Here is a 14,890-nt window from a genome sequence, read left to right as displayed (position 1 = left end):
TAAGTATCTATTCGGACTAATATTAATTGAATAAAGGGGAAATTTAAGATGACATTTGAGAATGTAGATTTGATGACCGCTGTTGTAACACCATTTGATGACGATAACCAATTGGATATCGCTAGATTGGAGAACGTATTAAACTATCTGATTGATAATGGTACCAAAGGATTTATTGTTGGTGGTACAACTGGTGAAACACCAACCTTGTCTCACGATGAAAAAATCACTTTGTATAAAGAAAGTGGACGCATTTTAAAGGGCCGTGTACCAATGGTAATCGGTACTGGTTCAAACAACACTCAAGAAACCATTGACTTCACTAAAGAAGCTGGTGCAATTGATGGTGTTGATGCTGCGCTAGTCGTCGTACCATATTATAACAAGCCTAACCAAAAAGGAATGATTGCTCATTTCAAGGCGGTAGCTAAGGAAAGTCCTGTTCCAATTATTATTTATAACATTCCTGGACGGACAGGTGTGACGATGGCAGTTGATACTGTGATTGAATTAAGTCATGTCGACAATATTATGGGTGTTAAGCAATGTACTAACATTGATGACTTGGGTGCAATCGTTAAGGGCTCTGCTGACGGATTCTATGTTTATTCCGGCGAAGATAACTTAGCTTTAGCTACTAAAGAAATTGGTGGCTCAGGCTTAATCTCTGTTGCCAGTCATGTATTTGGTAATGAAATCAGTGAAATGTTCACTGATGTTGATAAGGGCGATGTGAAAGCAGCCGCTGCGATTCAACGTGAATTGACACCTAAAATGAATGCATTGTTTATGTATCCATCACCATCACCTGTTAAGGCAGTATTGAACTATCAAGGACACACTGTTGGGGGATGCCGTTTACCAATCTTGGCATTGGACAAAGAAGAAGAAGCAAAATTATTTAAGATTTTAGAAATCTAGAAAGATTCAAAGGTGAATTAATGAGTAACAACATTCGGATCGTTCCGATTGGGGGAGTACGTGAAAATGGGAAAAACATGTATTCTGTTGAAGTGGACGACAAAATTTTTATTTTAGACTGTGGTTTAAAATATCCAGAAAATGAGATGTTAGGAATTGACGTGGTCATTCCTGACTGGACATATTTAAAAGAAAATGCAGATCGTGTCGTAGGCGTATTTTTGACACATGGACACGCAGATGCAATTGGCGCTTTACCATATTTCTTGGATGATTTCCAAGTACCAGTGTTTGGGTCAGATTTAACAATCGCTTTGGCCAAACTTGGCGTTAAAGGCAAAAACACAGATGATTTTCACGTTGTCGATCAAAAGACAGAAATTGATTTTGACAACGTCACTGTGTCATTCTTTAAAACTACCCATACGATTACTGAATCATTGGGAATCGTTTTAAAAACTGATAGTGGAGACATAGTTTACACTGGGGACTTCAAGTTCGACCAAACTGCCTTACCAGGTTATCAAACTGACTTGGCTCGGTTAGCTGAAATTGGCACGGAAGGCGTTTTGGCACTGTTAAGTGATTCTGCTGGTGCCGAGAACTTTGGCCAAAGCGAACGCGAAAAAACAATCGCTGAATATATTGTGGAAACTTTCCGCTATTCGAAAAATCGGATTGTCGTAGCCAGTGTTGCATCGAATATCTTACGAATTCAACAAGTCTTAGATGCAGCTTCAGAAGTTGATCGTAAAGTCGTACTTTCTGGTCATGATTTAGAAAAAATTGTTAAAACGGCAATGTCATTAGGTAAAATCAAATTACCTGAAGAAAAGATTTTGATTACAATTGAAGAAGCTAACGAACTCGAAGACGAACAAGTGGTTATCTTAGAAACTGGTAAGATGGGTGAACCTATTAAATCACTACAAAAGATGGCTAATGGCGATGACAAGGACGTTAAATTAGGACCTAATGATCTGGTCTTTATTACTACAACTCCTTCAAACGCAATGGAAACGACCGTTCAAAAAACTCGAGACATGATTTATCGTGCCGGGGCAGAAGTGAAATCTATCTCTGATGATCTTCAACCTTCAGGTCATGCGAGCCAAAATGATTTACAACTGATGTTGAACTTCATGAAGCCAAAATATTTCATTCCTATTCAAGGCGAGTATCGTTTATTGAGTAAACATGCAAAACTAGCTGAAGAAGTTGGCATTGATCCAGAAAATATCTTTATCACATCCAAGGGTGATGTCCTTGATTTTAATGGTAAAGAAATGCATCTGGGAGATAGTGTTGAAGTTGGCGACACGATGATTGATGGTATCGGCGTTGGGGACATTGGAAATATCGTCCTTCGAGACCGTCGTGTCTTGGCTGAAGATGGTATCTTTGTCGTTGTAGTAACTATTGATCGTCGCAAGAAAAAAATTGTGGCACAACCAAAAATTACTTCACGCGGATTTGTTTTTGTTAAGACGAACCGTGAATTAATGAATCAAAGCGCCAAACTTGTTGAAGAAACTGTTCAAGATAATTTAGATAACAAAGAATTTGATTGGGGACATCTAAAACAAGATGTGCGAGACAAATTAAACCGTTTCTTATTTGAACAAACCAAGCGTCATCCAGTGATTCTTCCAGTCATCATGGAAGTCAATCAACATGCACGTAAAATCAACAAGAAAAAACCTAAGCAACAAGAAAAGCAAACAGAATCAGAATAATAAATAGCTAAGTTTGAAGGACTGTCAGCAAAACATTAGTTTTGTCGCAGTTCTTTTTCTTTAAGGAAGTGACATGAATGGATGATAAGCAGTTAAAAATGTTGGAAGATGCGAAAATTGCTATCACAAATGAAAATTGGGGGACAGCCAGCGATTTACTGGAAACCCTATATCAAGAAACCCCAGATGAAGAAGTTAATAAATTATTGGTGCAGTCGTTATACGAAGATGAACAGTATCAAACTGCCTTAACCTATGCCTTAGAATTTGAAACTCAATATTTGAGTGATTCAACAACCGTTGAATTAATCATCGCAGTTTTTTTAGCAACGAATCAATTTATCCGTGCGCGAGTATTTGCAAATTCAGTTGAGTTTGCCCACAGAGTTAAATTAATTGCACAAATAACACGGGCGGAAGAACAGGCGGAGCTTGATTTAACCGAAACCATCGCCACGAATGCTAAACATTTTTATCATCTGGGTGATGCAACCTTTGCTGAACAAAAGCAACGATTTGAAAATGCGTATCAATTACCACTCAATGAGTACGTCAAAGGGGCGGCATTTTTGTTAAGAGATGCTTACACGAGTATTCTGATTCGGTCTTCAATTGTACAAATTTTGCAACAACTTCAATTAGATCAAGATTTAAAAATGTTGTGGATTGATGACCAGGAGCACGAATTTAATGCAGTCAAAGTCACTCCGTTAGATGAAAATCCAATTTATCTCAATGTGAACCAATTATTTAGGGATTTGATGGGTGATGATGATCCAGTATTACTCAATGGCTTATTACAAGAATTTAAGTTGCAAATGGTCTTTAGTTATCCGTTTATTGAGAAAGTCGTAGTGGATTACCAGGTTTGGGTGGAAATTTCCATTAAAAAAATAAAGAACCAGGAAATTTCTGAAGTGGCTCCTGAAATCGAGTCAATGCTGGTATGGCAAAAAACTTTAAGTGACTTGGCTGAGCAGCTTTTTCGCAATATGGGTTAAAAAGTTTGGATTTTATTGTTTACAAATAAATTTGTACTGTATATAATGGTTAAGGTTTCTTCTTGAAGCGTCGTAAATGACTTTTAATTATCGAGGGGAAGTAGTATAATCTTTATTAAAGGTGTGTCAGTTGCAACCGAGTGGCTGACATCATACTTACACAATTATCTGGAGGGTTTTAATAATGGCAGAAAAAGAACATTATGAACGTACAAAACCCCATGTTAACATTGGTACTATTGGCCACGTTGATCATGGGAAAACAACTTTAACAGCAGCTATCACAGCAGTGTTAGCTACTAAGGGATTGGCTGAAGCTGCAGACTTTGCAACTATTGATGCTGCTCCTGAAGAAAAAGAACGTGGTATCACTATCAACACTGCCCACGTTGAATATGAAACTGAAAAGCGTCACTATGCCCATATCGATGCACCTGGACATGCTGATTACGTTAAAAATATGATCACTGGTGCTGCACAAATGGATGGTGCCATCCTTGTTGTTGCCGCAACTGATGGTCCTATGCCACAAACACGTGAACATATCCTTCTTGCTCGCCAAGTTGGTGTTGATTACATCGTTGTATTCCTTAACAAGACTGATCTTGTTGATGATGACGAATTAGTTGACTTAGTAGAAATGGAAGTACGTGAATTACTTTCAGAATACGATTTCCCTGGTGATGATATTCCTGTTATCCGTGGATCAGCTCTTAAAGCACTTGAAGGCGATCCAGAACAACAAAAAGTTATCATGGAACTTATGGATACTGTTGACTCATACATTCCAACTCCAAAACGTGATACAGACAAGCCATTCTTGATGCCTGTTGAAGATGTATTCACTATTACTGGTCGTGGTACTGTTGCTTCTGGTCGTATCGATCGTGGTGAAGTACACGTTGGTGATGAAGTTGAAATCGTTGGTCTTCATGATGACGTTACAAAGACTACAGTTACTGGTCTTGAAATGTTCCGTAAGACTCTTGATGCTGGTGAGGCCGGAGACAACGTTGGTGCATTGCTTCGTGGTATTAACCGCGATCAAATCGAACGTGGACAAGTTTTGGCCGCTCCTGGCTCAATCAAGACTCACAAAACTTTCAAAGCGGAAGTTTATATCTTGACTAAAGAAGAAGGTGGACGTCATACTCCATTCTTCTCAAACTACCGTCCTCAATTCTATTTCCATACTACTGACGTTACCGGTGTTATCGGTTTGCCAGACGGTGTAGAAATGGTTATGCCTGGTGATAACGTTACATTTGATGTAGAACTTATCAACCCAGTTGCTATTGAAAAGGGTCTTAAGTTTACTGTTCGTGAAGGTGGCCATACTGTTGGTGCCGGTGTCGTTTCAGAAATCGAAGACTAATATATAAGTATTTAAATCAAACTTGGTAAACTTTGTTTACCAAGTTTTTTTTGTATTTAACTTTCAAATGTTTACTTTTTTCGTTCGATACGGTAGACTTAACAGGTATGAAAAAAAGTATTTTAAATAAATGATTAATAGTGTATGGAGGAAACAACATGTCAGCAAAATGGGAACGCGATAGCGAAACCAACCAAGGAACATTAACATTTGATATTGATGTTGATACAATTAAGAAAGGAATCGATTCAGCTTTTGCTAAAGCCAAAAAGACTTTGGCAGTTCCTGGATTCCGTAAAGGCAAGATGCCTCGCCAAATCTTCAACCAAATGTATGGTGAAGAAGCTTTGTATCAAGATGCCTTGAACATCGTTTTACCAGAAGCTTATGAAGCTGCTATTAAAGAAGCTGGCATCGAACCAGTTGACCAACCACACATCGATGCTGAAAGCATGGAAAAAGATCAACCATGGGTATTAAAAGCCATCGTCACTGTTAAGCCAGACGTAAAACTTGGTGAATATAAAGGATTAACTGTTCCTAAGCAAAGCACTCGTGTTTTAGTGAAGGAAGTTGATGCAGAACTTGAAAAACAACGTCAACAACAAGCTGAACTTGTGCTTAAAGAAGACAAAGAAGCTAAAAATGGCGATACAGTTGTGATTGATTACTCTGGTTCAATCGACGGTGAAAAGTTTGATGGCGGTTCTGCCGATAACCACTCACTTGAATTAGGATCAAACTCATTTATTCCTGGCTTTGAAGATCAATTAGTTGGTCATAAAGCTGGTGAAGATGTTGAAGTTAAAGTGACTTTCCCAGATGATTACCAAGCTAAAGAACTCGCTGGTAAAGAAGCTATTTTCGCAACTAAGATTCATGAAGTTAAGGAAAAACAACTTCCTAAACTTGATGATGAATTCGCCAAAGATGTTGATGAAGATGTTGACACCCTTGATGAATTAAAAGACAAGACTAAAGCTAACTTAAAAGAACAAAAAGAAACACAAGCTAAGGAAGCCATTGAAGAAGCTGCTATTGGCCAAGCCGTTGATAACGCTGAAATCAAAGAAATCCCACAAGCTATGTTGGATGATGACACTAATCGTCAAATGCAACAATATTTAGCTAACATGCAACAACAAGGTATCAATCCTGAAATGTACTTCCAAATCACTGGTTCTTCACAAGAAGATTTGCAAAAACAATTTGCTGGTGATGCAGAACGTCGTGTCAAGACTAACCTTGTCTTGGAAGCTATTGTTGAAGACGCAAAAATTGTTCCTACTGATGATGAAGTTAAAGCTGAAATTACAGACTTAGCTGCTCAATACGGTATGGAAGAAGACGCTGTTGAAAAAGCACTTTCTCGTGAAATGTTGGCACATGACATTGCGATTAAGAAAGCTGTTGATATCGTTCGTGATTCAGCCAAACAAGAAAAGACAGCAAAAAAAGCTGCTGATAGTGAAGACAAGAAATAACATTTTGTTATAAATAATAATTCACTAAAAAAGTGGGCTGTTCCAAAACTTTTGTTTTGGTGCAGCTCATTTTTTACCTTATAATCTAGTCGTGAGTCAATTGTTCGTAAAGTTGTCTCAGATTTGATATGATTGTATAGATGAAAACAATAAGAGGGGGAATCTGATAATGTTTGAAGATACTACTGGAATGGATTCCGTAAATTGTTCATTCTGTGGTAAATCACAAGATCAAGTGAAAAAAATTGTCGCTGGTCCTGGGGTTTATATTTGTAATGAATGTATTGATTTATGTAAAGAAATTATTGATGAAGAAATTGCTGAAGATTCTGCAGCTTCATTTTTAGATGTACCAACACCAGCTGAAATTGTTGGCAAATTGAACGATTACGTGATTGGCCAAGAAGATGCTAAGAAAACTTTGTCAGTGGCAGTTTATAACCACTACAAACGTGTTAATGCAATGCTTGATGATCATGAGGACGGTACAGAATTACAAAAAAGTAATATTAGCTTGATTGGACCTACTGGGTCAGGTAAAACTTATTTAGCTCAGTCATTAGCTCGAATCTTGAATGTTCCGTTTGCAATTGCAGATGCTACCACGTTAACTGAAGCAGGATACGTTGGAGAAGATGTTGAAAATATTATTTTGAAACTACTCCAAGCAGCTGACTATGATGTTGAACGTGCTGAAAAAGGCATTATCTACATTGACGAAATCGACAAGATTGCTAAGAAGAGTGAAAATGTCTCAATTACGCGGGACGTTTCCGGTGAAGGGGTTCAACAAGCCCTATTGAAAATTCTTGAAGGCACAATTGCTAATGTTCCGCCTCAGGGTGGCCGTAAGCATCCGCAACAAGAATTCATTCAGATTGATACCAAAAACATTTTATTCATCGTTGGTGGTGCTTTTGATGGCATTGAATCGATTGTTAAAGATCGACTCGGTGATAAAACGATTGGATTCGGTAGTAACTCACGAGAAATTGATGACGTGACTGAAAAGAATGTTCTACAGCATGTTAATCCTGAAGATATGTTGAAATTTGGATTGATACCCGAGTTTATCGGACGTCTGCCAATCTTAACTGCACTTCAGTTACTCGATGAAAATGATTTGGTACGCATTTTAACTGAACCTAAAAATGCTTTGGTTAAGCAATACCAACGCCTCATTAAGCTCGATAATTGTGACCTTGAATTTACAGATGGGGCACTAAAAGCAATGGCTAGGTTAGCAATTGAACGTAAGACTGGTGCTCGTGGACTCCGTTCTATCATTGAAGATGTGATGCGTGACGTGATGTACGAATTACCAAGCCGCGAAGATGTTGTTAAAGTGGTGATTAACAAGCGCAATGTTGTAAATGGATCAGAACCAGAATATATTTTAAAAGAAAAAGCATCATAACATGTTATACTAAATGATGTTGATTGGGGGCCCTTGATCGGGTCTCTTTTATTGTAAAAAAGTCGCAGTGGAGGTTACACAACATGGAAGTTCATGAAGTTGAAATTGTAATGAGTGCCGTTTCGGAAACACAGTACCCAACAACCGGATATCCAGAAATTGGATTGGTTGGTCGCTCAAATGTGGGGAAATCATCCTTAACGAATGTACTGATTAATCGAAAGAGTTTGGCGAGAACATCCAGTCAGCCTGGAAAAACGCGGACTTTGAACTTTTATGAAGTGGAACATCAATTGTATTTTGTGGATGTCCCAGGATATGGGTACGCTAAGGTTTCCAAAAAAGAACGTGAAAAATTTGGTGAAATGATTGAGCATTATTTGACGTCTCGCCAACAATTGCGCGGTGTGATTCAATTAGTTGATTCACGGCATGAGCCATCGGCTGACGATATTTCAATGCATGAATGGTTGAGATATTACGATATTCCAGTGTTGGTGGTTGGTACTAAGGTTGATAAAATCAAACCTGGTGTCCGCAATAAAGCAGAAAGCCAAATCAGAAAATCCTTAAATATGGATGGAGATACAGAACTGGTCCTCTTTTCTGCCGAAACCAAGTTTGGTAAAGAAAAAGTTTGGGATTGGATTGAACAACATATTGGGGGAGTCGAATAATGGAATTTAATGAATATCAAAAAGCTGCCAACCGGACGCTTTACGGAAATGAACAAGTTTTGACTAATTGTGCCTTGGGATTAGCTGGTGAAACTGGTCAAGTAGTTGATCTAGTTAAAAACTATACCTTCAGAGGCCAAAAACTCGACAAAGAAGAGCTGAAACACGAAATGGGTGACGTTCTCTGGTATCTTTCTCAAGTCGCAGAATGGGCCGATATTTCCTTTGAAGAGATTGCTCAAACAAACATTAAAACATTAAATGATCGTTATCCTGACGGTTATCGAGATTAACTAAAAAAAGCTAGTCCAGCTCATAATTATGAGTTGGACTAGCTTTTTGTTTGAATAGAAACTATAAGTCTACTTGTCAGTAGTTTTCTTTTCGTCTTTGGTTTCTTTTTCGTTTTTGTCTTTAGGTTTATGTTCTGTTTTTGGTTTTGGTTCTGAGGCAAATTTGGCGAACATTTCGTCTAAATCTTCTTTACGGTTTGCTAATAATCCCATATTATTTGTCCTTTCGGTATCTTTATTGTGTTAAATCATAGCATGATAAGCCAAGATTGTAAATTAAATAGAAATCTTGATTATGTATTATGGTACAAGAATAATGTTGTTAAATGTTGAATAATATTCAAAGGTACCATGAATATTATGCAGTTATATTCGCATATTTCACATATTTCTGCATAAAATATGGATATAAAGAAAAGTTATTGAATAAACAAACAATAAATAGTATAATAACTTACATTGAAACGGGCAATATATAAATTGCCGAGGAGGAACTGAAAATGGAAACTCAACCAGTAATTAAAATTGATAAGCTACAAAAAGTTTATGGCAAAAATGCTGTCTTAAAGGATATTTCAGAAGAAGTTAAATCTGGAGAAGTGATTTGTGTCATTGGACCCTCAGGAGCAGGTAAATCAACCTTTTTACGTTGTCTCAATTTATTAGAAACACCAACAAGTGGATCTGTATTGTTTGAGGGCACTGATTTAACCACCCTTGATGAAAAGCATGTTAATCAGTTACGTGAAAAAATGGGGATGGTTTTCCAAAGCTTCAACTTATTCCCAAATATGACAGTGATTGAAAATCTTAAATTGGCACCCAAAAAAGTTAAAAATGTCTCAGATGAAGAAGCCACAAAAAGTGCGAAAGAATTATTGGAAAAAGTTGGTATGTCTGATAAGGCAGATGCTTACCCAGTCAGTTTATCTGGTGGACAACAGCAACGGGTTGCAATCGCGCGCGCACTGGCTATGAATCCAGAAGTAATGTTATTTGATGAACCTACTAGTGCTTTAGATCCTGAAATGGTTGGTGAAGTTTTGAAAGTTATGCAAGACTTAGCCGACGAAGGCATGACAATGGTCGTGGTCACACACGAAATGGGCTTTGCTAAGAGTGTGGCAGATACAATTTGGTTCATGGCGGATGGATATATTCAAGAATCCGCAGATCCAGAAACATTTTTCTCAAACCCTAAAACTGATCGTGCTAAAGACTTTTTGGAAAAGATTTTGGAAGCCTAGGCTTATAATTAACTACACCGTTAAAACTAACGATGTGGTTATTTTTTTTGAAAAAGCTTGCAAAATTATCTGAAAGTGGATATAGTGTAATAGTAAACTAATACACTATGAAATATTGCATTAGGAATTAAATATACTATTAAAAAACGGGGATGAAAAACATGGACAAATCAAATGTTGTTGAAGTGCAAGATGTTACCAAAACGTATGGTAAGAAAAACGAGAAACAGTATCAAGCTTTGAAAGGCGTTAGCTTTGAAGTTGAATCTGGTGAATTTGTTGGGATTATGGGAGCCAGTGGATCCGGTAAAACCACCTTATTGAATATTTTAAGCACGCTTGATCAACCAACCAGTGGTTCTGTTCTGATTAATGGTAGTGGTGTGACGTAATTAAAGGGCAATCAACTTGCTGATTTTCGTGCCAGTCAAATTGGCTTTATTTTCCAAGATTTTAACTTGTTGGAAAGTTTGACCGCACGTGAAAATATCGCATTACCATTATCATTACAAAGTGTTTCACCAAAACAAATTAATTCAAAAGTTGAAGAAATTGCTGCTACTTTGGGAATTGAACAAATTTTGGATTCATATCCAACCGAAGTCAGTGGTGGGCAAAAGCAACGAATTGCGGCTGCTAGAGTTTTGGTACACAATCCAGCAATTTTGTTTGGTGATGAACCAACTGGAGCTTTGGATTCACAAAGTGCCACAGAATTATTAGATACAATGCGTGATTTAAATGAACAACACGCCGTATCAATTTTACTGGTAACTCATGATCCATATTCGGCTAGCTATGCGAAACGCATTTTGTTTATTAAAGATGGTCAAATTGGTACTGAACTCGTTCGTGGTGACAAGTCACAACAAGATTTCTATAAAGAAATCCTTGATGAACTTGGCACTTTTCAAGATTAGGAGGCAGGATTAATGTTAAATAAACTTGCCCTAGCCGGAATTAAAAATCGATTACGTGATTATATTGTTCTGTTTTCTGGCTTGATTATCAGTAGTGCAATTTTTTATATGTTTATGGCGTTAGCTACAAACAAATCTTTTATTACCAATAATGCTGCAGGTGCAAATGCCAAAATTGTCTTTATGTTTGGTGCCATCTTATTGATGGTGATTACCTTCGTATATGTGTCGTATGCCAATACATTTTTATTGTCGATGCGCAAACGGGATTATGCCACATTTATGATGTTAGGCGCTAAAAGTTCTAAAATTAGCCAATTAATCTTTGTTGAAACTCTCATCATTGGGGTCGTCGCAACTGTCATCGGAGCGGTAGTTGGAGTTGGATTAACGGCTGGTGTCGGGAATGCATTGATTAAAATGATTGGTGTCTCTGCTGGAAACTTCAGTGCCTTTTATTTTCCAGCCATCATTGATACGTTGATTTTCTTCATTGTGATTTTCTTCTTGGCTGCGTTAGTTAACGCATCTAAAATGCGTCAAACGCCGATCTTAGAATTATTACATTCAAACCAAACCCCAACCCGTAACAAGGCTAAATGGGGAGTTCAGCTACTTCAAACAATCGTGGGTCTCATCTCTTTAGAGGTGGGCTATTGGGCCATGGCTGCGATTGAAACGTTACAGTTACTGTCGATTTCGATTGCGCTTGTGACCATCGTCATAGGCAGTTATTTACTGTTTAACGCCGTGGTGATTGTGGTCATCAACTTGGTCAAACGTAACGTTAAGTTTGCCAATAAAGGCTTACGGAATTTTACCCTGTCACAATTAAGTTTCCGAGTCCATTCATACACTATGATTTTATCTGTCTTCTCAATTTTGTTTGCCTTAGCTTTAGGGGCGATTACGGTGGGGATGAATTTCAAAAACCAAATTCCTGAAATTACCAGTCGTTCTGCAACATATGATGTTGTCACTCATACGCACAATCAAAAAATGAACCAATTAACCGATCAGTTGACTGGAGTTAAAAGTAGTGCGACCTATGAATATAAGGTGGAAGGTAACACTGTTTACTTTATTGGCTCTGAATTTGATAAATCACCAATGCTTTATCCGAAGCGGGATAGTAAGGGTATGGCGATAAACAAATATGAAAAGATTACGCCTGCAACGTTGAGTGAAAAGCCAGAATCTTACTCATATGAAGTAATTAGATTAACTAATGTCAAAAATGATACTGCTAATCATCAAATGAAATTTGTGACGCAGGCTGAATTGAATCAGATGAGTGGTGCAACGCAATAACTGACTACGTATCGACTCAAAGATTTTGAGGCTAATCTGACAGTTGCAAAGAAAATTCAAAACTATGAGAATGAGTTATTCTCAAACAGCGGACGTTTGAGCAGCAAGTACACAATGTATCAATTGTATCTTGGACTCTTCGGTGGGCTCGCCTTTATGGGTTACTTCTTGGGCTTAGCATTCTTAGCGATGCTAGCAAGTACCTTGATGTTCAAAATTTTAGCAGGTGCTGATTATGACAAGGGACGTTACCATATGCTTAATAGAATGGGCGTTCGTCCATCATTATTGAAAAAATCAATTCGAAGCGAATTAGCTGTACTGTTTGGATTACCAGCGGTCTTGGGTGTCGTTCACGTCTTGTTTGGACTGCAGCTGTTCAAAGTATTGTTGATTGATCCATACAATGGAATCCTAATCCCATTTGTGGCGTTTATCGTCATCTATCTGATCTACTATGTAATTACAGTGTGGTTGTACGAAAAAATTGTTATGACCGACTAGTTGATAAAATAAAAAACATTGAACTGGTGTTAAAAACAGTTCAATGTTTTTTTGTCGAAATAAAGTTCATTTTTTTGCCAAAAGTACTTTAATAGCCTATAATTTAACAAGTTATCTGAAACGGAGGTCGAGCCTATGGCCAGTGAATATTTAGAACATAAATTAGCATTGTTACCAGCAGAACCTGGGTGTTACATGATGAAAAATGTAAACAGCCAGATTATTTATGTTGGAAAAGCAAAAAATTTACGTAATCGAGTGCGTTCATACTTTAAAAGTGCCCATGAAGGTAAAACTGCACGATTAGTCAGCGAGATTGCTGACTTTGAAACTATCGTGACCTCGACTAATAAAGAATCATTTTTATTAGAAATTACGTTAATTCAAAAACATCAACCTTATTACAATATCCGCTTAAAGCGTGGCACGGGTTATCCTTACATTAAAATCACCAAAGAACGGGACCCACAAATCAAAATTACCGGTGAAGTTAAAAAAGATGGTGCCTATTATTTCGGACCATATCCAAATGTTTATGCGGCCGAAGAGACGATTCATTTCATTCAAAAAGTGTATCCATTAAGACGCTGTAATGGTTATCAAGGACGTCCTTGCTTGTACTATCATATGGGTCAATGTTTGGGTGCATGTTTTCAAGAGGTCACCGTTGAAAAGTATGATTCACAAATCAAACGGATTAAGTCATTTTTAAGTGGGAATACTACCAAGGTCAAACAAAAATTAAACGCGGAAATGAAACAAGCTGCCGAAACGATGGAATATGAACGCGCTGGTGACTTACGCGATCAATTGCACTATATTGATGTAACCGTTGAAAAGCAAAAAATCATTTCTAACGATAAAACGCCACGAGATTTATTTAATTTCTATATGGATAAAGGTTGGTTATCGATTCAGGTCTTCTTTATTCGACAAACCCGTTTAATGAAACGTGAAAAACGATTATTTCCAATCATTGATACGGCTGAAGAAGAAATGACGACGTTTATCATGCAGTTTTATAATCGAAAGAACAATGTGTTACCTAAAGAAATTTTGGTACCAAAAGGGATTCAAGCGGACGAAATTAGCGAAATTTTAGGCGTACCGGTTCGAACGCCGCAACGTGGTGAAAAACGAGAATTGCTCGAACTGGCCGAGAAAAATGCTCGGCTTGTACTGGAAGAAAAATTCCGATTGTTGGAATTAGACGAACGAAAGTCAGTAGGAGCAATGCAAGAGATTGCAGATGCTTTAGGATTACCATTAGGTCATAAAATTGAAGCGTTTGATCACTCTCACATTCAGGGCTCAGATTTAGTTTCAGCATTGGTCGTCTTTACGGATGGCCATCCAAATAAAAATCTATACCGAAAGTATAAGTTGGAAACGGTCGATCATGCGGATGAAGCTGCCAGCACAAGAGAAGTCATTCGTCGGCGCTATACCCGCTTATTGAAAGAACATGAAGCTATGCCAGATATGATTTTTATGGATGGTGGAGAGATTCAGATGAATGCGGCTAAGGATGTGCTTGAAAATGAGCTTGGACTTGAAATTCCGGTCGTGGGAATGGTTAAAAATGATCATCATAAAACGGCAGATTTATTGTTTGGTGATAATGATGAACATATTAATTTGGACCCTAAAAGTCAGGGATTTTATTTAGTGCAACGAATTCAAGACGAGGTGCATCGCTTTGCAATTACGTTCCATCGTAAAGTGCATAATAAGCATTCACTCAGTTCACGACTGGATGAAATCGCTGGAGTTGGACCACGCACAAGAAATAAATTGTTAAAAGAAATGGGATCAATTAGTAAAATTGCGGCAGCGTCAATTGATGAACTGCGGGCGTTAGGCATTCCACAAAACACCGCCCAACTAATTAAGGTCTCTTTACAAAAAAATGCAGAAGTGGCCAAGGGCAGTAGTCATGATTAGGTGAAGACTACGCAAGCCAGTTAGTTAACGTTGCTGACATACTTTGACTATCACTTGAAA

13 protein-coding genes and 1 pseudogene are annotated in these 14,890 nt (G+C 37.8%); 13 read left to right on the top strand and 1 reads right to left on the bottom strand.

Features of this window, described 5'->3' with window-relative positions; all coding sequences use genetic code 11:
- Positions 1–48: 48 nt before the first annotated feature.
- The 8 genes from dapA (at position 49) to F0161_RS07400 (ending at position 8,904) form a co-directional block, all read left to right on the top strand.
- Positions 49–921 (top strand): 4-hydroxy-tetrahydrodipicolinate synthase, encoded by an 873-nt coding sequence (gene dapA, locus F0161_RS07435; protein WP_150204213.1) that lies wholly within the window; start codon positions 49–51, stop codon positions 919–921.
- 20 nt (positions 922–941) lie between these two features.
- The gene (locus F0161_RS07430) at positions 942–2,657 is read left to right on the top strand and encodes a ribonuclease J (protein ID WP_150204212.1); all 1,716 of its coding nucleotides are present in this window, start codon (positions 942–944) and stop codon (positions 2,655–2,657) included.
- A gap of 77 nt (positions 2,658–2,734) precedes the next feature.
- Positions 2,735–3,658, top strand: a complete 924-nt coding sequence (locus tag F0161_RS07425; RefSeq protein ID WP_150204211.1) for a hypothetical protein — start codon at positions 2,735–2,737, stop codon at positions 3,656–3,658.
- A 184-nt stretch (positions 3,659–3,842) separates the two neighbouring features.
- Complete coding sequence (gene tuf, locus F0161_RS07420; RefSeq protein WP_150204210.1) at positions 3,843–5,033, top strand: elongation factor Tu; 1,191 nt, start codon at positions 3,843–3,845, stop codon at positions 5,031–5,033.
- A gap of 158 nt (positions 5,034–5,191) precedes the next feature.
- The gene (gene tig / locus F0161_RS07415; protein WP_150204209.1) at positions 5,192–6,517 is read left to right on the top strand and encodes a trigger factor; all 1,326 of its coding nucleotides are present in this window, start codon (positions 5,192–5,194) and stop codon (positions 6,515–6,517) included.
- 169 nt (positions 6,518–6,686) lie between these two features.
- Positions 6,687–7,934: an ATP-dependent Clp protease ATP-binding subunit ClpX gene (gene clpX / locus F0161_RS07410; protein WP_150204208.1), complete on the top strand. Its 1,248-nt coding sequence runs from the start codon at positions 6,687–6,689 to the stop codon at positions 7,932–7,934.
- Between the two features lie 83 nt (positions 7,935–8,017).
- A complete protein-coding gene (gene yihA / locus F0161_RS07405) occupies positions 8,018–8,611 on the top strand; it encodes a ribosome biogenesis GTP-binding protein YihA/YsxC (RefSeq protein ID WP_137602228.1) in 594 nt (197 codons plus the stop codon).
- A complete protein-coding gene (locus F0161_RS07400; protein WP_137602227.1) occupies positions 8,611–8,904 on the top strand; it encodes a nucleoside triphosphate pyrophosphohydrolase family protein in 294 nt (97 codons plus the stop codon). Before yihA ends, F0161_RS07400 begins: the two co-directional genes overlap by 1 nt.
- 69 nt (positions 8,905–8,973) lie before the next feature.
- On the opposite strand, the gene F0161_RS11445 is transcribed toward F0161_RS07400, so the two are convergent.
- On the bottom strand, positions 8,974–9,117 hold the full coding sequence (locus tag F0161_RS11445; RefSeq protein WP_190318852.1) for an SPJ_0845 family protein: 144 nt from the start codon (positions 9,115–9,117) through the stop codon (positions 8,974–8,976).
- Between the two features lie 287 nt (positions 9,118–9,404).
- Between F0161_RS11445 and F0161_RS07395 the strand changes: the two genes are divergently transcribed.
- From F0161_RS07395 to uvrC, 5 genes and pseudogenes are all read left to right on the top strand, one after another.
- Positions 9,405–10,151 carry an amino acid ABC transporter ATP-binding protein gene (locus F0161_RS07395; RefSeq protein WP_137602226.1) on the top strand — a complete coding sequence of 249 codons (747 nt, stop codon included), beginning with the start codon at positions 9,405–9,407 and terminating at the stop codon, positions 10,149–10,151.
- Between the two features lie 161 nt (positions 10,152–10,312).
- A pseudogene (locus F0161_RS07390) lies at positions 10,313–11,071 on the top strand (ABC transporter ATP-binding protein).
- 12 nt (positions 11,072–11,083) lie between these two features.
- Positions 11,084–12,382 carry an FtsX-like permease family protein gene (locus F0161_RS07385; protein WP_225423098.1) on the top strand — a complete coding sequence of 433 codons (1,299 nt, stop codon included), beginning with the start codon at positions 11,084–11,086 and terminating at the stop codon, positions 12,380–12,382.
- 114 nt (positions 12,383–12,496) lie between these two features.
- A complete protein-coding gene (locus F0161_RS11595) occupies positions 12,497–12,886 on the top strand; it encodes a hypothetical protein (RefSeq protein ID WP_225423096.1) in 390 nt (129 codons plus the stop codon).
- A gap of 135 nt (positions 12,887–13,021) precedes the next feature.
- Complete coding sequence (gene uvrC, locus F0161_RS07380; RefSeq protein WP_150204207.1) at positions 13,022–14,830, top strand: excinuclease ABC subunit UvrC; 1,809 nt, start codon at positions 13,022–13,024, stop codon at positions 14,828–14,830.
- Positions 14,831–14,890 lie beyond the last annotated feature (60 nt).

Origin of the sequence: Paucilactobacillus nenjiangensis, from assembly GCF_008632615.1 — a bacterium.
Taxonomy (GTDB): domain Bacteria; phylum Bacillota; class Bacilli; order Lactobacillales; family Lactobacillaceae; genus Paucilactobacillus; species Paucilactobacillus nenjiangensis.
The sequence above is the reverse complement of the archived record's forward strand: the minus strand, read 5'-3'. Positions and strand labels throughout refer to the sequence as shown.